This is a genomic window from Pseudomonas sp. P2S-1 (genome assembly GCF_057197725.1).
The window spans coordinates 1,025,844-1,047,968 of the sequence record NZ_CM170068.1 but is presented as its reverse complement, the minus strand read 5'-3'; the positions used below and the strand labels follow the sequence as shown (position 1 = coordinate 1,047,968).

The window sequence follows — 22,125 nt, the reverse complement described above, 5'->3', positions numbered from 1 at the left end:
GAGGAGATATCGCCATGTCCGAATGGACCCTGTTCGAAGTGTTCGTGCGCAGCAAGCACGGGCTCAACCACAAGCATGTCGGCAGCGTGCATGCCGCCGACGCCGCCATGGCCATCGAGAATGCCCGCGAGCTGTACACCCGGCGCAACGAGGGCGTGAGCCTGTGGGTGGTGCCCTCGGCGCTGATCACCGCCTCTTCGCCCGACGAGAAGGACCCGCTGTTCGCCCCGTCGGAAGACAAGATCTACCGCCACGCCAGCTTCTACGAGCTGCCGGCTGAAGTGGGGCACATGTAATGAACCAGGATCTGATCCAGTACCTGCTGCGCCTGGGCGACAGTGCCATGGTCCAGGCCCAGCGCCTGTGCCAGTGGTGCGGCCGTGCCCCGGCGCTGGAAGAAGAGCTGGCGCTGATGAACGTCGGCCTCGACCTGGTCGGCCAGGCGCGCAACTGGCTGGAATACGCGGCGGAGCTTGCCGATGACGGCCGCGACGCCGATCACCTGGCCTTCCGCCGTGACGAACGCGCCTACCGCAACCTGCTGCTGGTGGAGCAACCCAACGGCGACTACGCGGTGACCATCCTCAAGCAGTTCTTCTACGACGCCTGGCATTTCGCCGTGCTGCAAGGCCTGGTCCGTTCCAGCGACGCGCGTATCCAGGGCATCGCGGCCAAGGCGCTGAAGGAAGTCACCTATCACCTGCGCCGTTCCGGCGAGTGGGTTGAGCGCCTGGGCGACGGCACCGAGGAAAGCCGCCAGCGCATGATCGCCGCCCTGCCCCTGGTCTGGCGCTACACCGTCGAGCTGGTGGATGCCGATGCCGTCGAGCAGCGCCTGTTCCAGGCCGGGGTGATCGGCAATCCGCAGCAGATCGCGCTGGACTGGCAGGCGCAGGTCGAAGCCACCTTCGAGCGCGCCACCCTGCCGGTACCGCAAGCGGCCAGCCACTTCTATCTCAGCGGACGCCAGGGCGTGCACAGCGAACACCTGGGCCTGCTGCTGGCGGAGATGCAATCCCTGCCGCGAGCCTATCCCGATGCGACCTGGTGAGCTGATCGCCAGCGACCGCGGCGCCCGCGCTTCGCGGCCCGATGACCTGCGCCAGGCCTGGACGGTGCTGGAACAGGTCATGGACCCGGAGGTGCCGGTGGTCAGCGTGGTCGACCTGGGCATCGTGCGCGGGCTGGGCTGGGCCGACGGGCACCTGCAGGTGACGGTGACCCCGACCTACTCCGGCTGCCCGGCCACCGAGGTGATCGAGCAGGACATCCGCGCCGCCCTGGAGCAAGCCGGTTTCCCGGCTCCGGCGCTGAACCGCCAGCTCAGCCCGGCCTGGACCACCGACTGGATCAGCGCCACCGGCCGCGAACGCCTGCGCGCCTATGGCATCGCCGCGCCGCTGGGCAGCACGAACAAGCGCAGCCTGCTGGGCGAGCCCGACGTGATCGCCTGCCCGCAATGCGGCAGTACCCACACCGAAGTGCTCAGCGAGTTCGGCTCCACTGCGTGCAAGGCCCTGTACCGCTGCTGCGACTGCCGCGAGCCCTTCGATTATTTCAAGTGCATCTGAGCGCTTGCTGGAGATTTCCCATGAGCCAGTTCCATAGCCTGACCGTCAAGCAAGTGCGCAATGAAACCCGCGATGCCGTGTCGATCCTCTTCGATGTGCCGCGGGAGCTGGGCGAGACCTTCCGTTTCACCCAGGGCCAGTACCTGGTGCTGCGCACCCATCTGGATGATGAAGAAGTGCGCCGCTCCTACTCGATCTGCACCGGGGTCAACGACGGTGAACTGCGGGTAGCGGTGAAGAAAGTCCTCGGCGGGCGTTTTTCCGCGTTCGCCAACGAGGTGCTGGCGGCCGGTGACGTGATCGACGTGATGCCGCCGTCCGGCAGCTTCCATACCGCGCTGGACCCGGCGCGTCACGCTCACTACCTGTCGGTGGCGGCCGGCAGCGGCATCACGCCGATCCTGTCCATCGTCAAGACCACCCTGGAAGCCGAGCCGAACAGCCGCTTCACCCTCCTCTACGGCAACCGCGCCAGTGGTTCGGCGCTGTTTCGCGAGCAACTGGAAGACCTGAAGAACCGCTACCTGCAGCGTCTCAACCTGATCTTCGTGTTCAGCCGCGAGCAGCAGGACATCGACCTGTACAACGGGCGTATCGATGCCGGCAAATGCGAGCAACTGTTCAGCCGCTGGCTGCAGGTGCCGCAACTGGAGGCGGCGTTTATCTGTGGCCCGCAGGCGATGACCGAGACCGTGCGCGATGCCCTGAAGGCCCGCGGGATGGCGGCGGAAAAGATCCACTTCGAACTGTTTGCCGCCGCCGGCAGCGACGAGCGCCGCCAGGCCCGGGAAGCGGCGCGCCAGGTGGACTCGGCGACCAGCCAGATCACCGTGATCAGCGATGGCCGGGCGCTGTCCTTCGAGCTGCCGCGCAATACCCGGAGCGTGCTGGATGCCGGCAATGCCATCGGCGCCGAACTGCCCTACTCGTGCAAGGCCGGGGTCTGCTCGACCTGCAAGTGCAAGGTGATCGAGGGCGAGGTGGAAATGGACAGCAATCATACCCTGGAGGACTACGAGGTGGCGGCCGGGTATGTGCTGTCGTGCCAGAGCTATCCGCTGAGTGAGCGGGTGGTGCTCGATTTCGATCAACTCTAAGGAATTTTTCGCCTGTACCGGCCCTATCGCTGGCAAGCCAGCTCCCACAGGGTCGGCGTCGATCAGCGGATCCAGGTTTGACACAAAAACCTGTGGGAGCTGGCTTGCCAGCGATAGGGCCCTGAATGACACCCACAGGCCCGGCGGTACAGGCGATCCCTGTGGGAGCTGGCTTGCCAGCGATGAGGCCCGAAAGAACACAGCAACACCCCAAGCGTGAACGACACAACAACTACAACAAGATCAAGAGAGCGCCCACCCATGACCCCCAGTCATATCGAATCCATCAGCAACCACCCCGACTTCCAGCAACTGGTGCGGCGCAAGCGCCGTCTCAACGGCAGCCTCACCGCCGCCATGCTGGTGATCTACTACGGCTTCGTCCTGCTCGTGGCCTTTTCCCCCAGCACCCTCGGCCAGTCCCTCAGCGGCGGGGTGACCAGCGTCGGCATGCTGGTGGGCGTGCTGATCGTGCTGCTGTCCTTTGCCCTCACCGGCATCTACGTGTACCGCGCCAACAACGTTCTCGATCCGCTCAACGACAAGGTCAAGCAGGAGTGCGCAGAATGAACTGGACCGCCATCGGCATGTTCCTGCTGTTCGTCGTCTTCACCCTCGGGGTCACCCGCTGGGCCGCCCTGCGCACCCGCTCGGCCAGCGATTTCTATACCGCCGGCGGCGGCCTGACCGGGATGCAGAATGGCCTGGCGATCGCCGGCGACATGATCAGCGCCGCGTCCTTCCTCGGCATCTCGGCGATGATGTTCCTCAACGGCTACGACGGCCTGCTCTACGCCCTGGGCGTCCTGGCCGGCTGGCCGATCATCCTGTTCCTGATCGCCGAGCGCCTGCGCAACCTGGGCAAGTACACCTTCGCCGACGTGGTCTCCTACCGCCTGGCACAAACCCCGGTGCGCCTGACCTCGGCCTTCGGCACCCTGACCGTGGCCCTGCTCTACCTGGTGGCGCAGATGGTCGGCGCCGGCAAGCTGATCGAGCTGCTGTTCGGCATCAGCTACCTGTACGCAGTAATGCTGGTTGGCGTGCTGATGGTGTTCTACGTGACCTTCGGCGGCATGCTCGCCACCACCTGGGTACAGATCATCAAGGCGGTGATGCTGCTGTCGGGCACCACCTTCATGGCCTTCATGGTGCTCAAGCACTTCGGCTTCAGCACCGAGGCGATGTTCGCCAGCGCGGCCGCCGTGCACGCCAAGGGCACGGCGATCATGGCCCCGGGCGGCCTGCTGTCGAACCCGGTGGATGCGATTTCCCTCGGCCTGGGCATGATGTTCGGCACCGCCGGCCTGCCCCATATCCTGATGCGCTTCTTCACCGTCAGCGATGCCAAGGAAGCGCGTAAATCGGTGTTCTACGCCACCGGCTTCATCGGCTACTTCTACCTGCTGCTGATCGTCATCGGCTTCGGCGCCATCGTCATGGTCGGCACCGAGCCGGCGTACCGAGATGCAAGCGGCGCGATCATCGGCGGCGGCAACATGATCGCCGTGCACCTGGCCCAGGCCGTGGGCGGCAACCTGTTCCTCGGCTTCATCTCGGCCGTGGCCTTCGCCACCATCCTTGCAGTGGTTGCCGGCCTGGCCCTGTCCGGCGCCTCGGCGGTGTCCCATGACATCTATGCCTGCGTGGTGCGCAAGGGCAAGGCGAGCGAGCAGGAGGAGATCCGCGTATCCCGCGTCGCCACCCTGGTGATCGGCGTGCTGGCGATCATCCTCGGCCTGATGTTCGAGTCGCAGAACATCGCCTTCCTCTCCGGCCTGGTGCTGGCCATCGCCGCCTCGGTCAACTTCCCGGTGCTGTTCCTTTCCATGTTCTGGAAAGGCCTGACCACTCGCGGCGCCGTGGCCGGCAGCCTGGCCGGCCTGGCCTCGGCGGTGATCCTGCTGGTGCTGAGCCCGGTGGTGTGGGTCAACGTGCTGCATCACGACAAGGCGCTGTTCCCCTACTCCAACCCGGCGCTGTTCTCCATGAGCGCGGCCTTCCTGGCGGCCTGGGCGTTCTCGGTCACCGACCGCTCGGCCCAGGCCAGCGAGGAGCGCGGCCGCTACCTGGCCCAGTTCATCCGCTCCATGACCGGAATCGGCGCTGCCGGCGCCAGCAAACACTAATCACGCAAACGACGACTCGGGAATAACAACAATGAACCCCATTCGCCTTCTGGCCGGACTCACCCTGCCCCTCGCCTGCACCCCGGCCCTGGCCGGCTTCATCGAGGACAGCCACGCCAAGATCGAACTGCGCAACCACTACATCAACCGCGATTTCCGCCAGGACAACGCGCCGCAATCCAAGGCCGAGGAATGGGCCCAGGGCTTCACCGCCAAGCTGGAGTCCGGCTTTACCGACGGCACCCTGGGCTTCGGCGTCGATGCCATGGGCCAGCTGGGCATCAAGCTGGACTCCAGCCGCGACCGCCGCAACACCGGCCTGCTGCCCTATGGCCGCAACAGCCTGGAGCCGGCGGACGACTACAGCGAACTGGGCGTGACCGCCAAGGTACGCCTGTCGAAAAGCGTGCTGCGCCTCGGCACCCTGCAACCGCTGCTGCCGGTGGTCACCTACAACGACACTCGCCTGTTGGCGTCCACCTTCAAGGGCGGCCTGCTGACCAGTCAGGATATCGACGGCCTGACCGTGAACGGCGGGCGCCTGACCAAGGCCAACCTGCGCGACTCGTCGAGCAACGACGATATCGGCTACGGCGCGGCCACCAGCGACCACTTCGATTTCGGCGGCGGCACTTATGCCTTCAACCCGCAACTGGCGGTGAGTTACTACTACGCCAAGCTCGAAGACATCTATCGCCAGCAATACGTCGGCCTGGTCCACACCCTGCCGCTGGCCGAGGGCATGAGCCTGCGCAGCGACCTGCGCTGGTTCGACAGCCGTGGCGACGGTGCCGAGCGCGCCGGACGCATCGACAACCGCAACTTCAACGGCATGTTCACCCTGGCAGTGGGCGCGCACAAGTTCAGCGGCACCTTCCAGCAGATGTCCGGCGACAGCGCCTTCCCCTTCCTCAACGGCGGCGACCCGTACACCGTCAACCTGGTGACCTACAACACCTTCACCCGCGCCGGGCTGGATTCCTGGCAGGCGCGCTACGACTACGACTTCGCCGCCCTGGGCATCCCCGGCCTGAGCTTCATGACCCGCTACACCGACGGTCGCCACGCCAAGGCGGCGGGCATCGACAACGGCCGCGAGCGTGAACGCGACACCGATATCGCCTACGTGATCCAGAGCGGCCCGCTGAAGAACGTCAGCCTGCGCTGGCGCAACGTCACCTTCCGTTCCGGCAATGGCCTGACCAATGCCCTGGACGAGAACCGCCTGATCGTCGGCTACACCCTGGCGCTGTGGTAACAGCGCCTCTTACAAGAATTGGAGGACACACCGATGTCTGCTGCCCCTACCTTGCAAAGCTTTATCGCCGGTCGCTGGATCGGCCAGCACGGCGCCCAGTCCCTGCGCAGCGCCATCGACGGCCATGTGCTCGGCTACAGCCATGAAGAGCGCCCGGACTTCGCCGAGGCCCTGGCCTGGGGTCGCCAGCAGGGCCGCGCCGGCCTGATGGCCCTGGACTTCCAGCAGCGCGCCGCGCGGCTCAAGGCCCTGGCCCTGTACCTCGCCGAGCGCAAGGAGCAGCTCTACGCCCTGTCCCACCACAGCGGCGCGACCCGTGCCGACAGCTGGATCGATATCGAGGGCGGCAATGCCACGCTGTTCTCCTACGCCGGCATCGGCGCCCGGGAATTGCCCTCGGGCAACCTGGTGCACGAAGGCCCGGCGATCCCGCTGGGCAAGCAGGGCCGTTTTGCCGGCAGCCATATCCTCGTGCCCCGGGCCGGGGTCGCGGTGCATATCAACGCCTTCAACTTCCCGATCTGGGGGATGCTGGAGAAGTTCGCCCCGACCTTCCTCGCCGGCATGCCGTGCATCGTCAAGCCGGCTACCGCCACCAGCTACCTGACCGAAGCCGTGGTACGCCTGATCGATGAATCCGGCCTGCTGCCGCCGGGTGCCCTGCAACTGGTGATCGGCGGTACTGGCGACCTGCTGGAGCGCCTGGATGGCCAGGACCTGGTGACCTTCACCGGCTCGGCGGATACCGCCGCGAAACTGCGGGTTACGCCGAACCTGATCCGCAACTCGGTGCCCTTCACCGCCGAGGCCGACTCGTTGAACTGCTCGATCCTCGGCCCGGACGTCAGCCCGGACAGCGAGGAGTTCGAGTTGTATATCAAGGAAGTCGCCCGGGAAATGACCACCAAGGCCGGGCAGAAATGCACGGCGATTCGCCGGGCCATCGTGCCGGCCAAGCATCTGGATGCGGTGGCAACCCGGCTGCGGGATCGCCTGAACAAGGTGGTGGTGGGTGATCCCTCGGTGGAAGGCGTGCGCATGGGCGCGTTGGCGTCCCATGCGCAGCAGGCGGATGTCGGCGAGCGGGTCGAGCAACTACTGCAAAGCTGCGACCTGCTGTTCGGCGCCCGTGACGGTTTCGAGCCGCGAGGCGAAGGTGTCGCCAACGGTGCCTTCTTCGCCCCGACCCTGCTGCTGGCCCGGGATGCCCATGCCGAAGGTGGCGCCCACGATATAGAGGCGTTCGGACCGGTCAGCACCTTGATGACCTATGAAGACCTGGATGAAGCGCTGGACCTGGCCGCGCGCGGCAAGGGCAGCCTGGTGGCGAGCCTGATCACCGCTGACCGCGCCGTTGCGGCCAAGGCCGTGCCGGTCGCGGCGGCCTGGCATGGCCGGCTGCTGGTGCTGGATGCCGAAGCCGCCGCCGAATCCACCGGCCATGGCTCGCCATTGCCGCAACTCAAGCACGGCGGCCCGGGTCGGGCTGGCGGCGGCGAGGAACTGGGCGGGCTGCGTGCCGTGAAGCACTACCTGCAACGTGCTGCGGTGCAGGGCTCGCCCAGCATGCTGATGGCGGTGACCGGCGAGTATGTGCGCGGCGCCGAGGTGATCGAAACCGAAGTGCACCCGTTCCGCCGGCATTTCGAAGAGCTGCGCATTGGCGAGTCGCTGCTGACTCATCGGCGCACGGTGACCGAAGCGGACCTGGTCAACTTCGGCTGTCTGTCCGGGGATCACTTCTATATGCACTTCGACGAGATCGCCGCGCGGGAGTCGCAGTTCGGCAAGCGGATTGCCCACGGGTATTTCGTGCTGTCGGCGGCGGCGGGGTTGTTCGTCAGCCCGGCACCGGGGCCGGTGTTGGCCAACTACGGGCTGGATAATTTGCGCTTTATCAATCCGGTGGGAATTGGTGACACCATCCAGGCGCGGCTGACCTGCAAACGCAAGATCGACCAGGGCAAGAAGAGCCCGCAGGGGATCCCGCAAGGGGTGGTGGCCTGGGATGTGGAGGTGACCAACCAGCTTGGGGAGTTGGTGGCGAGTTATGACATCCTGACCCTGGTGGTCAAAAAAGAGGGCTGACGCCTTCGTTGCGCTTGCCGGCCTCATCGCCGGCAACGCCGCTGACCGCTTGGCAGCCGCTCACTTGTCACGCCCCTCCAGCGCCAGCCAGCGCACCCCATACAGGTAGCCCCCGACGATCAGCGGCAGCGCCAGCACTCGGTTCCAGTACCACGGCGACTCCGGTTGCATGTCCCCGCTCCAGAACAGCATCACCAGGCCGAAACCCGTGGCGAGGCACAGCAGCACTAGAAGCACCCAGCGAACCGTGCTGAGGAGCTCCGGCGAACCACGCTCAACCTGGGTGTCCGCTGCAGGCCGACCGTCGACTTTTCTCATGGTTGTTGTCCCGACGAAAATTTCCAGGCCCGCACAGTAAAACATCCGACTTGTGGAATTCGAGTCTCAAACCCACGAAAGGAAGTTTCCCCACAACTTTGCGAAACTTCCGAGCCCAAAGGTTATGCCTTGGTTAGCCGGAAGCCTCGCCACTGCTGCCTGCGCAACCATTGCTGCTGTAGCAACAGGGATTCACCAGCCCCCTGCTGCCTGCCTAGCACAGCCGCCCTGTGAAATCCGCTTTTCCAAGCAAAATCAACCACTTGAAAACATGGCACAAACCCTGCTCTAGCCCTGTATCTGCAACGCTCGGGGAGAAGCAGCATGTTCCAGATCAATCCAATCACCAGGGGCATCGGCCTCAGTCTTCTATTGGCCGGCCAGTATCAGTTGGCTCACGCCGATGACGACACCAGCACCACGCCCGCCCTGAAAACCGTGACCGTCACCGCCCAGCACCGGGAAGAAACCCTGCAAGAGGTTCCGGTGGCCGTTTCGGCGGTCCAGGGCACCAGCCTGACCGCCGACGGCGTGCGCGCCATGGGCGATATCACCACCTTCATTCCCAACGCCTCGGCGAAGAACCCGGACGGCGACGGCCGCCCGCGCTGGTATATCCGCGGCCTGGGTACCGGGGATACCGGCGCGGCTACCGTGTACCCGGTGGGCATCTATGCCGACGACGTTTACCTCAACGCCCCGGTGGCCGGCGGCGGGCCGCTGTTCGACCTGGAGCGCATCGAGATCCTGCGGGGCCCGCAAGGCACCCTGTACGGCAAGAACACCACCGCCGGCGCGGTCAACGTGATCTCGAAGAAGCCGACCTTCGATACCGACGGCTACGGCACCATCGGCTTCGGTAGCAAGAGCGAACGCATCCTCAACGGCGCCATCGGCGGCTCGCTGGTGGACGATCGCCTGGCCGGCCGGGTGTCGCTGTATTCCGAGGAGCGTGACGGTTTCACCCATAACCTGAGCAACGACCAGACCTACGGCGACGTGAACAAGAAGGCCGTGCGCGTGCAGTTCCTGGCCAAGCTCAACGAGGATCTGGAAGCCCTGCTGAAGATCCACGGCCGCGAGTTCAAGGGCGATGGCAGCAGCGGCTCGCTGACCCTGGGGCGCTATTACAACGTTGGCTACCAGCGTCCGGCCGGCCGCAAGATCGAACTCAATACCGACGAGGACTACAAGCTCGACCACAGCGGCACCTCGCTGACCCTGAACTGGAACCTCGGTGACTACACCCTCACGTCGATCACCGCCTACGACCATATCCGCAACCAGTCGCTGACCGACGCCGACTACACGCCCTACGAGGTCAACGGCGCCAGCGACAACGACAGCCTCTACGACCAGTACTCCCAGGAGTTCCGCCTGGCCTCCTCGCCCCAGGAAACCCTGCGCTGGATGCTCGGCACCCATTACTTCCACGAGACCCTGGACAACAGCACGGTACGCAGCATCATCCCGGGCCCGACGCCCAATGGCACCGGCTCCAACCAGACCGGTGGCGCCGTGGATTATCGTAACCTCGACTACACCCACCGCACTGATAGCTACGCGCTGTTCGGCAACCTGGCCTATGACTTCACCGATAACCTGACGGTCACCGGCGGCCTGCGCTGGACCACCGAGAAGAAGGATATCGACCTCGACCTGACCCAACTGACCCGCGCCACCGCCAACGGCCCGCTGATCCCGCTGGCCGCCGCCGGCAGCAACGGCAACCGCGAGGAAAGCAAGCGCTGGGATGCCTGGACCTACGACCTGACGCCGGAATACCGGATCAACGACAATCTGCGGGTGTTCTTCCGCTACGCCCACGGCTTCCGCTCCGGCGGCTTCAACACCGGGTTGTCCACCAGCCTGGCGCAGTTGACCACGGTGGATCCGGAAGAACTGGATGCCTATGAGCTGGGCCTGAAGTCGGAGTGGTTCGACCATCGCCTGACGGTCAACGCCAACGTCTTCTACTACGACTACCAGGACATCCAGGTGAACCTGCTGACGGTCAACAGCGGCATCCTCACCACCGCCCTGACCAACGGCGCCAAGGGCAAGGTCAAGGGTGCGGAACTGGAGATCGAGGGCCAGCCCACCGATCGCCTGCACCTGCGCGGCGCGCTGTCGTTCCTCGATACCGAATACACCGACTTCAAGAACACCAACCCCAACACCGGTGCGGTCACCGCCGACTACAGCGGCAACAGCTTCGTGCGTTCGCCGCGCTACGTGGTGTCCCTCGGCGCCGACTACACCTTGCCGCTGGATATCCCCGGCAAGCTGGTGGCCGGTGGCGATGTCAGCTTCCGCGACAAGGAATATTTCCTCGCCGACCGTCAAAGCAGCGCCGATGCGCCGCTCAACCAGCCCCACTACACCCTGGCCAACAGCCGCCTGACCTGGTTCAGCGCCGACGAAAAACTCAGCGTCACCGGCTTCGTCAACAACCTCACCGATCGCCGCTACCAGGTCCACGGCCGGCCCAACGGCACCGCCGGGCAGTACGTGATCACCTATGGCGACCCACGCACCGTCGGCCTGAGCGTTACCAGCCGGTTCTGACCCCCGTTTTCCGGCGATCCAGCGGGTCGCCGGCCCCTCTTGCGTGTTACAGGAGTAGTCCCCCATGTTCCGTCCCGATCCCTTGGCCGGCGCCATCGCGCTGGTCATCGGCAGCCTTGCCGTGCCCGTCGTCCAGGCCCAGGAGCCCGCCAGTGGCGCCGCTGCGAAGAACGACAAACTCGATACCGTGGTCGTGGTCGGCACCCGCCGCAGCGATGTCACCGCCCTGGAAAGCGCCGCGCCGGTCGATGTGCTCAGCGCCGAGAAGCTTGAGGAAACCGGAGCCAAGGACCTGTCTGGTGCCCTCACCGCCCTGTCGCCATCGTTCAGCTTCCCGCAGTCGCCCCAGGGCGCCTTCGCCGGTTCCATTGCCCAGGGCGCTTCATTGCGCGGCCTGGCATCGGACCAGGTGCTGGTGCTGGTCAATGGCAAGCGCCGCCACAGCAGCGCCAACGTCACCCGCCAGAGCCTGGCCAATGGCCGTGGCGCAGCGGCAGTGGACCTGAGCCTGATTCCGCTGAGCGCGGTGTCGCGGGTGGAAATCCTGCGTGACGGCGCCGCCGCCCAGTACGGCTCGGATGCGATTGCCGGGGTGATCAATATCGTCCTCAAGGAAAACGACGACGGCGGCAGCATCGGCTACCGCTTCGGCGGCTACGACAAGGGCGACGGCCTGCAGCGCAAGCTCAGTGGCTGGAAGGGCTTTGCCCTGCCCAACGACGGCTTCCTGACCCTGTCCTTCGACGCCGGCAACCAGGACCCGGCCAGCGATACCCGCCCGGACAACCGCATCTTCTATCCCGGCGACACCAGCGTGAACACGCCCCGCGAGCAGAACAACCGCTACCGTACCTGGAACTGGGGCTCGGGCGCGGTCAGCGACCAATACAACCTGGTGGCCAACAGCGAAATCGGCGTCGGCGACGGCCTGACCGCCTACGGCTTCGCCACCTACTCGCACAAGAACACCGATGCCGAAGGTTTCTTCGATCCGCCCACCACCCTGCGCAGCAACTACGGCAGCGTGGCCCTGTCGCGCTACCCGGACGGACGCCTGCCGATCACCCGCTATGCCCTGGAGGACTACGCGGTTACCGGCGGCGTGCGTTACGAAGACGAGCAACTGGGCAAGTTCGACCTGGCGGCCAACTACGGCAATGACACGCTGAAATCCACCGATCGCGACGCGATCAACCCGAGTTGGGGCGTAAACAGCCCGTACAACATCTACACAGGCGAAAGGGAGAACGAGCAGACCAACCTGACCCTGGACTGGGTCCGCGACTTCCCCACCGACCTGCTGGCCAAGCCGCTGACCGTTTCGGCAGGCCTGGCCTGGCGCAAGGAAAACTACACCCTGACCGCTGGCGAAGCGGCGGGCTGGCAGAACGGTGCGCTGTTCAACACCCTTGATCCGCTCACCGGGCGTCGTCTGCCCGGCTATTACTCGGGGATCACCAACGTCGACGCCGCCTCGCTGGAGCGCAAGGTATTCGGCGCCTACCTGGACCTCGAAGGGCAGATCACCGACAAGTTCCAGGCCGGCCTGGCAGTGCGTTCCGAGCACTATTCGGACTTTGGCGACACCACCAACGGCAAGCTCTCGCTGCGCTATGACTTCACCCCGCAGATCGCTGCGCGAGGCAGTATCAGCAGTGGCTACCGGGCGCCGTCGCTGGTGCAGAGCGGCTTGTCGTCGTTCAGCGTGCAGGTGGTGGAGCAGCCATCGGGCAGTGGCAACTGGGTCGAGGTGCAGCAGCGCACCCTGCGTGCCGACAGCCCGGAAGCGGCGCTGCTGGGTGGTCGGGCGCTGAAGCCGGAGGAGTCGACCAATTACTCCCTGGGGCTGGTCTGGCGGCCATTGACCAATGCCTCGCTGAGCATCGACGCCTACCGCATCGATATCGACAACCGCATCACCCTCTCCGACCAGTTGCCGTCCAGCGTGGTCGGGCCGATCTTCGCCGGCACGCCCTACGCCACTATCCAGAGCGCGGCGTTCTACACCAATATCGCCGACACCCGCACCGATGGCATCGAGCTGAGCGGCCAGTATCAACTGGACCTGGCGGCCTATGGCCGGCTGGACCTGAATGCCGGTTTCGCCAAGACCCGCACGCGGATCACCGACCTGCGGGATGTCGGCGGGATCAGTGGCGAACAGATCGTCGGGCGCGCGACCCAGGGCCTGATCGAGCACGGCACGCCGGACAACAAGCTGACCTTCAGCGCCAACTGGCTGTATGAGAACTGGGGGCTGACCGTCACCCAACGCCGCTATGGCGAATGGAAAAGCCTGAACGCCAGCAACCCGGCGCTGGACCAGACCTTCAGCCCGCAATGGGTCACCGATCTGGACCTGAGCTATCGTTTCGACCTGGGGCTGAAGCTGTCGGTGGGCGCGATCAACCTGTTCGACAGCCATCCGGACAAGCTGAAAGGCGCGCAGTTGTATGGGGTGCCGAAGTATTCGATCACGTCGCCTGAGGGGGCGCAGGGGGCGTTTTATTACACCAGTGTGAGTTACGACTTTTAAACGAGGATGATCGAGAGCCGCGCTTGCGGCTCTTCTTGGCTGTCTCTGTCACATCTGCCTCAATCCTGGGGGCTGTGGCATAAGTCGCCATGCCTCTCGAGCCAAGCAGGACATCCATGGTCACTCGCAGAACCATCATTCCCGACCCGGTCGAGAACTCCATCGAAGAGCTGCAGCCCAGGCAACTGGACGCACTACGTGCCAGCACCTTGATCGGTGTCATGCAACTCGATGCTGGGGAGTTTGATGAAGTCGACCTTGAAGACCTGGAGCACTACCTGAGAGGGCTGTGAAATCATGTATTGATGTGGCGCACCAGTTGTCACACCAATAGCATAAACGACGCGGACCCTGTGGGAGCTGGCTTGCCAGCGATGAGGCCAGACCTGACAACATCGTTGTCAATGCCGACCAAATCGCTGGCAAGCCAGCTCCCACAGGGTTCGCGTCGTTCTCTCGCCTGCCTGGTGACTGCCAGGGGCGTAGGGGCCATTAACCAATAAGGGGCCGCTCAGTTACGCCGTCCCGGCACAGGCCTGGCCCCTGCCCTCGAGCGCCCCGGGGCCGGGGCTGGCTCAGGTTCGTCGTATTCAGCTTCGTGGGCCCACTTGTCTTTGGGCGCGACGAACAACATATGCAACGTCGCCACCAGGTTCTTCGCGCCATAGCAACGCAAGGTGAACTCGCCATGGACATGGCGCACGACGACGATGCCGGTGAACCAGCCGAAGCGGTACTCGACCGAGACGATATCGGCCGTCGGGATATGCACTTCGCTGACATCCCCCACCGCTACCCGGTTGATCATGTTGGCGCCGAACCAGAGCAGGTCCTCGGTGACTTCAAGTGTGCCACCGACCCACTGCGCCGTGCCCATGGGCACGATGCCGTTGACCGGGCCGCCGAACGTGGAGGCGCTGTAGAGGTAGCCGTTGGCGAATTTGCGGATGCGAAGTGGCTGCATGTCGTCCCTGATAGTGCTTGAATGCGGAGGTCGACATCATATTGCCATACCACAAAAAACAAAACGACGCGGACCTTGTGGGAGCGGGTTCACCCGCGATTACGATAGTGAATGCACCATCGCAATCGCGGGTGAACCCGCTCCCACAAGGTCCGCGTCGCTGCTTACGCTTACTTAGTAGTAGGCGTTTTCTTTCTGGGTGTGGTCGGTCACGTCACGCACGCCCTTCAGCTCCGGAATGCGCTCGAGCAGGGTGCGCTCGATGCCGTCCTTCAGGGTCACGTCGGCCTGGCCGCAGCCCTGGCAGCCGCCGCCGAACTGCAGCACGGCGATGCCGTCCTCGACCACGTCGATCAGGCTGACCTGGCCGCCGTGGCTGGCGAGGCCCGGGTTGATCTCGGTTTGCAGGTAGTAGTTGATGCGCTCGTTGATCGGGCTGTCATCGTTGACCATCGGCACCTTGGCGTTCGGCGCCTTGATGGTCAGCTGGCCGCCCATGCGGTCGGTGGCGTAGTCGACGACGGCGTCATCGAGAAAGGGTTCGCTCACGGCATCGATGTAGGCGGTAAAGCTTTTCAGACCCAGCGCGGTATCTTCCGGCTTTTCTTCACCTGGCTTGCAGTAGGCAATGCAGGTCTCGGCATATTGGGTGCCGGGTTGGGTGATGAAAACGCGAATACCGATACCCGGGGTGTTCTGCTTGGAGAGCAGATCGGCCAGGTAATCGTGCGCGGCGTCGGTAATGGTTATGGCGCTCATGGAATTTCCTCACAGACTTGTCCGCAGTCTACGCCATGCGCGGCGGCGAACAAAGTCCTAGCAATTAGGTCGGGATAGAAAAGCCACAAGCTTCAAGCTTTAAGCGGCAAGAGAAAGCAGTCTGCGGCGGCCCCGCCCTTTCTTGCAGCTTGAAGCTTATGGCTTGCGGCTCTAAAGGTTCTCGTAGCGGTTCATATCCAGCACCCCAGCCTCCACCGGCTCGGTCTCCTTGATGTAGCTGTTCAGGTCATGGAAGTACTGCCAGAACTGCGGATGACTGCGCCGCACGCCCCAGCGCATGACGATGCGCTCGAAGCGCGCCTTGTCGTCCCGCGCCGCTTCCATGTCCTCGACGAACTCCGGCACATCGCTGGCCGGAACGTTGAACATGAAGTTCGGATAGCTGCTCATCACTCCCGGATAAAGGGTCAGGGTGTCCAGCCCCGGCTGGTAGCGGTACGCCTCGCCGAGCATGAAGGCGACGTTACTGTGCGCGCGGTTGCGCAGCATGCTGTAGACCTGCCGTTTGCCATCCTGCCCTTCGATGCGCAGCATGGTCGCCTCGGGCAACTGGCCGATCACCTTGAGCCCCGCCGCCGGCCGCGACGCCAGGCGGCTCAGCGACTGCTCGACATCGCGGAACTCTTCGTTCATCTGCGGCCGCGAGCAGTAGGCGCCCGTGCAGCGGTTGATCGGGTCGGGTGCTGCATTCAGGCTGCCGCTGCGCTCGATCAGCTTGAGGCCGAAATCCCGCACCGAATGATGCGGATCGAGCTTGAGCGCGCTCGGTGTGTCGGTGTCGATGTCCTCGTAGTCCATCCACATCTTCACCTTGCCGCTGTTCTGGTACCAGTTGCTGAGGATCGCGCCACGCTTGTCCGCCGGCATCAGGCGCAGGAAGTTGACCTCGGCGCCGTTGCGGATCAGGTCGAAGTACAGGCGGGTCTGGGCCTGGTGCGAGACGTTGCCATACACGTCGAAGTTGACCGCCAACTGGTAATAGGTGCGCTCCAGCAGCGGGTAGTCGAACAGCCACATGGTCAGCGGCACGTCGCCGATCAGGCCCTTGGTCACCGAGGCGCTGTCGAAGTGGCGGAAGATGCTCAGCAGCGCGTTGTCATTGCCGGCCCAGAGGGTCGACCAGCTCGGCGGCGGCATCTCGGCATAGGTGTCGCGGCGCAGGCTTTCATAGTCGTTGCGCTTGTCGCGGTAGGCATGCCAGAGGCTGAGGATGCTGCCGACGTCGTCGATCTGCCCGGGCATGGCCAGCAGCGGCGTGGCCTCGGCGCGGTATTTGGCATCGGTGATATAGCGATCGTGGGCCGGCTCCTGGAACAGCGCCCAGAAGTTGTCGCGGATCACGTCGGTGGCGATCTGGCCACGGCACACCGGGCCGCGGATGAAGGTGCGGACGAAGTATTCGGCGTTATCCAGCATGAACTGGTAGCGCGCCACCGCCGGGATCGCTTCGAAGGTCTCGAACGGGTTGGAACGGTGGCGCGGGCCGTAGCCCGGCAGCGAGGTGGCGTGCCAGTCACCGCTGTAGAACAGCTGCTTGACCCGCTTGAGCTTGTTGGGCCCCATCGGGTAGGTGATGTGGGTCTTGTGCACGATCACGCCCTGCACCGGCAACAGGCGGTAATAGAAGTCGGTGCCGGGCGGGTCGTTGGGGCGGCGGGTGGCGATCAGGTCGATCGGCTGGCCGCTTGGCGTGCGCGAACGCACCCACTGGAAGAAATGCCCCGGCTCGCCGCCGACGAAATGCACATGGGCGAGGAACAGGTGCTCGTACAGCCAGCGCCCCACCAGGGCTTCGCTGGAGCCGGGACGGTTGAGCAGCGCTTCCCAGTCGGCGATCTGCGCCGCTTCATTGGCGCTCGGCCTGATCGGGTTCTGCTCCACCGGCGCGCCCTGGGCCAGCCAGCGTTGCAGGGTCCGGTACTGGGCATCGGTCAGCCCGGTGACCGCCAGCGGCATGCCTTCCTGCGGATGGGCCTTGGCATAGGCATCGAATTCGCCGGGCAGCGGGCACATGTTCTCGCGGTTCAGGCCGAGGACGATGTTGTCGGGGATCTTCTCGTTGGGCACCAGTGGCTTGGCGTGGCCCAGCTCCAGCATCCGTGCCATGAGCGCGGCCTGGCTGCCACGGCTGTCCAGCACCGAGCTGAAGCCCAGCTTGTTCCACGCGGCAGGGCCGCTGGCGTCGTAGAACAGCCGGGTCGGGGCCACCGCCTGGCTGCGGTCGCCCTGGTAGACGGGAATTTTCGAGGCGCCGCGGCTGGCGCCCTCGGCGCTGCCGAGGTTGAGCTGGCAGGCGGCGTCGTTGCAGGCGTGGCAGGCCACGCATTTCTCGGTGAAGATCGGCTGGATGTCCCGGGTATAGGAGATCGCTGCAGTGTTCTGGGGTCCCTGCCCCAACGCCGCGCCACTGATGAACAGTGCGAAGGCGGCGGCAATCAAGCGATGCACCATGTGCCGTATGTCCTGGTTTCAAAAGGCTTTTCACAGTCTACCGGTGGGCCGCGGTGCCAACATGAATGAAATTCATGCAAATGTGCCACGCATCAAAAAACCGCGCAGCTTTGTTATCATCCCGCAACTTTCGTCTTTGTCTGACCCAGGTAGTTCCAATGTCTGACCGCAGCGCTCGTTTACAAGCACTTCAGCAAGCACTCAAAGAGCGCATCCTGATTCTAGATGGCGGCATGGGTACTATGATCCAAAGCTACCGTCTGGAGGAAGGCGACTATCGTGGCACGCGCTTCGCCGACTGGCCGAGCGACGTCAAGGGCAACAACGACCTGCTCCTGCTCAGCCGTCCGGACGTGATCGCAGCCATCGAAAAGGCCTACCTGGACGCCGGCGCCGACATTCTCGAAACCAACACTTTCAACGCCACGCAGATTTCCCAGGCCGACTACGGCATGGAAGAACTGGTCTACGAGCTGAACGTCGAAGGCGCACGCATCGCCCGCCAGGTGGCCGACGCCAAGACCCTGGAAACCCCGGACAAGCCGCGCTTTGTTGCTGGCGTGCTCGGCCCGACCAGCCGGACCTGCTCGATCTCCCCGGACGTCAACGATCCCGGCTACCGCAACGTCACCTTCGACGAACTGGTGGAAAACTACATCGAGGCGACCCGCGGCCTGATCGAAGGCGGCGCCGACCTGATCCTGATCGAGACCATCTTCGACACCCTCAACGCCAAGGCGGCGATCTTCGCCGTACAGCAGGTGTTCGAGGACGACGGCATTGAACTGCCGATCATGATCTCCGGGACCATCACCGACGCCTCCGGCCGTACCCTGTCGGGCCAGACCACCGAAGCCTTCTGGAACTCGGTGCGCCACGCCAACCCGATCTCCGTCGGCCTGAACTGCGCCCTGGGTGCCAAGGACCTGCGTCCGTACCTGGAAGAGCTGTCGAACAAGGCCGGCACCCACGTGTCCGCCCACCCCAACGCCGGCCTGCCCAACGCCTTCGGCGAATACGACGAGACCCCGGCGGAAATGGCCGTGGTGGTCGAGGAGTTCGCCGCCAGCGGTTTCCTCAACATCATCGGCGGCTGCTGCGGTACCACCCCGGGGCATATCCAGGCGATCGCCGAGGCGGTGGCCAAGTACAAGCCGCGGGCGATTCCGGACATTCCGAAAGCCTGCCGCCTGTCCGGTCTCGAGCCGTTCACCATCGATCGCCAGTCGCTGTTCGTCAACGTCGGCGAGCGCACCAACATCACCGGCTCGGCCAAGTTCGCCCGGCTGATCCGCGAAGAGAACTACACCGAAGCCCTGGAAGTCGCCCTGCAGCAGGTCGAGGCCGGCGCCCAGGTGATCGACATCAACATGGACGAAGGGATGCTCGACTCCCAGGCCGCCATGGTCCGCTTCCTCAACCTGATCGCCGGCGAGCCGGACATTTCCCGGGTGCCGATCATGATCGACTCCTCCAAGTGGGAAGTGATCGAGGCCGGCCTGAAGTGCATCCAGGGCAAGGGCATCGTCAACTCGATCTCGATGAAGGAAGGCGTCGAGGCCTTCAAGCATCACGCCAAGCTGTGCAAGCGCTACGGCGCCGCCGTGGTGGTGATGGCCTTCGACGAGGTCGGCCAGGCCGATACCGCCGCGCGCAAACGCGAAATCTGCCAGCGCAGCTACGACATCCTGGTCAATGAAGTGGGCTTCCCGCCGGAAGACATCATCTTCGACCCGAACATCTTCGCCGTCGCCACCGGTATCGAAGAGCACAACAACTATGCCGTGGACTTCATCGAAGCCTGCGCCTATATCCGCGACCACCTGCCCTATGCCCTGTCGAGCGGCGGCGTGTCCAACGTGTCGTTCTCCTTCCGTGGCAACAACCCGGTGCGCGAGGCGATCCACTCGGTCTTCCTTTATCACGCGATCCAGAACGGCCTGACCATGGGTATCGTCAACGCCGGCCAGCTGGAGATCTATGACGAGATCCCGGCCGCGCTGCGCGAGAAGGTCGAGGACGTGGTGCTCAACCGCACCCCGGAAGGCACCGACGCCCTCCTCGCCATCGCCGACGACTACAAGGGTGGCGGCGCGACCAAGGAAGTGGAAAACGAAGAATGGCGCTCGCTGCCGGTGGAAAAACGCCTGGAGCATGCGCTGGTCAAGGGCATCACCGCCTATATCGTCGAGGACACCGAGCTGTGCCGCCAGCAATGCGCGCGGCCGATCGAAGTCATCGAAGGCCCGCTGATGAGCGGCATGAACGTGGTCGGCGACCTGTTCGGCGCGGGCAAGATGTTCCTGCCGCAAGTGGTCAAGTCGGCGCGGGTGATGAAGCAGGCCGTGGCCCACCTGATTCCCTTCATCGAGGAAGAGAAAGGCGACAAGCCGGAAGCCAAGGGCAAGATCCTCATGGCCACGGTCAAGGGCGACGTGCACGACATCGGCAAGAACATCGTCGGCGTGGTCCTGGGCTGTAACGGCTATGACATCGTCGACCTCGGCGTGATGGTCCCGGCGGAGAAGATCCTCCAGGTCGCCCGCGACGAGAAATGCGACATCATCGGCCTGTCCGGGCTGATCACCCCGTCGCTGGACGAAATGGTCCATGTCGCCCGCGAGATGCAGCGCCAGGACTTCCACCTGCCGCTGATGATCGGTGGCGCGACCACCTCCAAGGCGCACACGGCGGTGAAGATCGAGCCGCGCTACAGCAACGATGCGGTGGTCTACGTGACCGATGCCTCCCGTGCGGTGGGCGTGGCCACGCAATTGCTGTCGAAGGAGCTGAAGCCAGGCTTCGTCGAGAGGACCCGTGCCGACTACGTCGAAGTGCGTGAGCGCACCGCCAACCGCAGTGCCCGCACCGAGCGCCTGAGCTATGCCCAGGCCATCGCCGCCAAGCCGCAGTACGACTGGGCGAACTATCAGGCTGCGGTACCGAGCTTCACCGGCGTGAAAGTGCTGGAGAACATCGACCTCAAGGTGCTGGCCGAGTACATCGACTGGACGCCGTTCTTCATTTCCTGGGACCTGGCCGGCAAGTTCCCGCGCATCCTCAGCGACGAAGTCGTGGGTGAAGCGGCGACCGCGCTGTACCAGGACGCCCAGGAAATGCTCGCCAAACTGATCGACGAGAAGCTGATCAGCGCCCGCGCGGTGTTCGGCTTCTGGCCGGCCAACCAGGTGGCGGACGACGATATCGAGGTCTACGGTGACGACGGTAAGCCGCTGGCGCGCCTGCATCACCTGCGCCAGCAGACCATCAAGCCGGACAACAAGCCGAACTTCTCCCTGGCCGACTTCGTCGCGCCGAAGGACAGCGGCGTCACCGACTATGTCGGCGGCTTCATCACCACCGCCGGCATCGGCGCCGAGGAAGTGGCCAAGGCCTACCAGGACAAGGGCGACGACTACAGCTCGATCATGGTCAAGGCCCTGGCCGACCGTCTGGCCGAGGCCTGTGCCGAATGGCTGCACGAGCAGGTGCGTAAAGAGCACTGGGGCTATGCCAAGGACGAGCACCTGGACAACGAGGCGCTGATCAAGGAGCAGTACGCGGGTATCCGCCCTGCCCCGGGCTATCCGGCGTGCCCGGACCACACCGAGAAGGCCACGCTGTTCCGCCTGCTCGATGGCACCGCGATCGGCGAGACCGGGCCGAGCGGCGTGTTCCTCACCGAGCACTTCGCCATGTTCCCGGCGGCGGCGGTCAGCGGCTGGTACTTCGCCCATCCGCAGGCGCAGTACTTTGCCGTGGGCAAGGTGGAGAAGGACCAGATCCAGAGCTACAGCGCGCGTAAAGAGCAGGATGTGGCGGTGAGCGAGCGGTGGTTGGCGCCTAACCTCGGGTACGAGAACTGAGATCGGCTTAGCGGCTGAAGGCCTCATCGCTGGCAAGCCAGCTCCCACAGGTACTGCACATGCCTCAAGATATGCAGTGACCCTGTGGGAGCTGGCTTGCCAGCGATAAGGCCAGTACAAGCAACCTCATAACCACAGGCTAGACTCTGGGACACAACCACCCGGAGAGCCCAGCCCATGGAAGACCCTCAAGGCAAGCCCCCGACCTTCTGGCAGCTCCTGCACAGCGTCCTCGCCGCCGCCTTCGGCGTGCAGTCCGGGAAGAACCGCGCCCGCGACTTCACCCACGGCAAGCCCTCGCATTTCATTGCCATGGGCACCGCCTTCACCCTGGTGTTCATCCTGATCCTCTACGGGCTGGTGCAACTGGCCATGCACTTAACAGCACGCTGAAAACAAAACCGCCCGCGGGGTCCATGCCGCGGGCGGTTTCGTTGATTGCTGATCACGGTATTTTCAGCCACTGCGCTCCGTCACTGATGGCTGACCCAGTACACGG

The 22,125-nt window shown here is 64.4% G+C and carries 16 protein-coding genes and 1 pseudogene; 13 read left to right on the top strand and 4 right to left on the bottom strand.

Translation table 11 applies throughout. The features are described from left to right. Positions 1-14: 14 nt before the first annotated feature. The 8 genes and pseudogenes from paaB to paaZ all read left to right on the top strand — a co-directional run bounded on the left by paaB (position 15) and on the right by paaZ (position 8,143). Positions 15-296: a 1,2-phenylacetyl-CoA epoxidase subunit PaaB gene (paaB, locus tag AC2CQI_RS04785; RefSeq protein WP_075804132.1), complete on the top strand. Its 282-nt coding sequence runs from the start codon at positions 15-17 to the stop codon at positions 294-296. Further along, complete coding sequence (paaC, locus tag AC2CQI_RS04780) at positions 296-1,051, top strand: 1,2-phenylacetyl-CoA epoxidase subunit PaaC (protein ID WP_484579350.1); 756 nt, start codon at positions 296-298, stop codon at positions 1,049-1,051. The genes paaB and paaC overlap by 1 nt, the downstream gene beginning before the upstream one ends. Beyond that, on the top strand, positions 1,038-1,571 hold the full coding sequence (gene paaD / locus AC2CQI_RS04775) for a 1,2-phenylacetyl-CoA epoxidase subunit PaaD (protein ID WP_484579349.1): 534 nt from the start codon (positions 1,038-1,040) through the stop codon (positions 1,569-1,571). Before paaC ends, paaD begins: the two co-directional genes overlap by 14 nt. Positions 1,572-1,591: 20 nt before the next feature. Continuing rightward, positions 1,592-2,668 carry a 1,2-phenylacetyl-CoA epoxidase subunit PaaE gene (gene paaE / locus AC2CQI_RS04770; protein ID WP_484579348.1) on the top strand — a complete coding sequence of 359 codons (1,077 nt, stop codon included), beginning with the start codon at positions 1,592-1,594 and terminating at the stop codon, positions 2,666-2,668. Between the two features lie 261 nt (positions 2,669-2,929). Beyond that, a complete protein-coding gene (locus tag AC2CQI_RS04765) occupies positions 2,930-3,238 on the top strand; it encodes a DUF485 domain-containing protein (RefSeq protein ID WP_484579347.1) in 309 nt (102 codons plus the stop codon). Next, positions 3,229-4,797, top strand: a pseudogene (locus AC2CQI_RS04760) (cation acetate symporter); the annotation flags it as partial. The gene AC2CQI_RS04765 and the pseudogene AC2CQI_RS04760, both read left to right, overlap by 10 nt. A gap of 31 nt (positions 4,798-4,828) precedes the next feature. Next, positions 4,829-6,055, top strand: a complete 1,227-nt coding sequence (locus AC2CQI_RS04755; RefSeq protein ID WP_075804126.1) for an OprD family porin — start codon at positions 4,829-4,831, stop codon at positions 6,053-6,055. Between the two features lie 33 nt (positions 6,056-6,088). Then, positions 6,089-8,143, top strand: a complete 2,055-nt coding sequence (paaZ, locus tag AC2CQI_RS04750; RefSeq protein ID WP_484579346.1) for a phenylacetic acid degradation bifunctional protein PaaZ — start codon at positions 6,089-6,091, stop codon at positions 8,141-8,143. Positions 8,144-8,203: 60 nt separating this feature from the next. Here paaZ and AC2CQI_RS04745 read toward each other — a convergent pair whose 3' ends face one another. Further along, a complete protein-coding gene (locus tag AC2CQI_RS04745) occupies positions 8,204-8,461 on the bottom strand; it encodes a hypothetical protein (protein WP_144443587.1) in 258 nt (85 codons plus the stop codon). Between the two features lie 324 nt (positions 8,462-8,785). Between AC2CQI_RS04745 and AC2CQI_RS04740 the strand changes: the two genes are divergently transcribed. The 3 genes from AC2CQI_RS04740 (at position 8,786) to AC2CQI_RS04730 (ending at position 13,858) form a co-directional block, all read left to right on the top strand. Further along, a complete protein-coding gene (locus AC2CQI_RS04740; RefSeq protein WP_484579345.1) occupies positions 8,786-11,029 on the top strand; it encodes a TonB-dependent receptor in 2,244 nt (747 codons plus the stop codon). A 64-nt stretch (positions 11,030-11,093) separates the two neighbouring features. Then, positions 11,094-13,565 (top strand): TonB-dependent receptor plug domain-containing protein, encoded by a 2,472-nt coding sequence (locus AC2CQI_RS04735; RefSeq protein WP_484579344.1) that lies wholly within the window; start codon positions 11,094-11,096, stop codon positions 13,563-13,565. A gap of 116 nt (positions 13,566-13,681) precedes the next feature. After that, a complete protein-coding gene (locus AC2CQI_RS04730; protein WP_178392012.1) occupies positions 13,682-13,858 on the top strand; it encodes a hypothetical protein in 177 nt (58 codons plus the stop codon). Positions 13,859-14,076: 218 nt separating this feature from the next. Here AC2CQI_RS04730 and AC2CQI_RS04725 read toward each other — a convergent pair whose 3' ends face one another. The 3 genes from AC2CQI_RS04725 to AC2CQI_RS04715 form a co-directional block, all read right to left on the bottom strand. After that, entirely contained in the window at positions 14,077-14,529 is a 453-nt protein-coding gene (locus AC2CQI_RS04725) for a hypothetical protein (protein WP_484579343.1), read from the bottom strand. 174 nt (positions 14,530-14,703) lie between these two features. Then, entirely contained in the window at positions 14,704-15,288 is a 585-nt protein-coding gene (nfuA, locus tag AC2CQI_RS04720; RefSeq protein WP_075804120.1) for a Fe-S biogenesis protein NfuA, read from the bottom strand. A gap of 171 nt (positions 15,289-15,459) precedes the next feature. Then, positions 15,460-17,760, bottom strand: a complete 2,301-nt coding sequence (locus AC2CQI_RS04715; RefSeq protein ID WP_484579342.1) for a fatty acid cis/trans isomerase — start codon at positions 17,758-17,760, stop codon at positions 15,460-15,462. A 158-nt stretch (positions 17,761-17,918) separates the two neighbouring features. Between AC2CQI_RS04715 and metH the strand changes: the two genes are divergently transcribed. Then, complete coding sequence (gene metH / locus AC2CQI_RS04710; RefSeq protein ID WP_484579341.1) at positions 17,919-21,626, top strand: methionine synthase; 3,708 nt, start codon at positions 17,919-17,921, stop codon at positions 21,624-21,626. Between the two features lie 177 nt (positions 21,627-21,803). Beyond that, positions 21,804-22,019: a DUF2970 domain-containing protein gene (locus AC2CQI_RS04705; protein WP_075804117.1), complete on the top strand. Its 216-nt coding sequence runs from the start codon at positions 21,804-21,806 to the stop codon at positions 22,017-22,019. Positions 22,020-22,125: the final 106 nt, after the last annotated feature.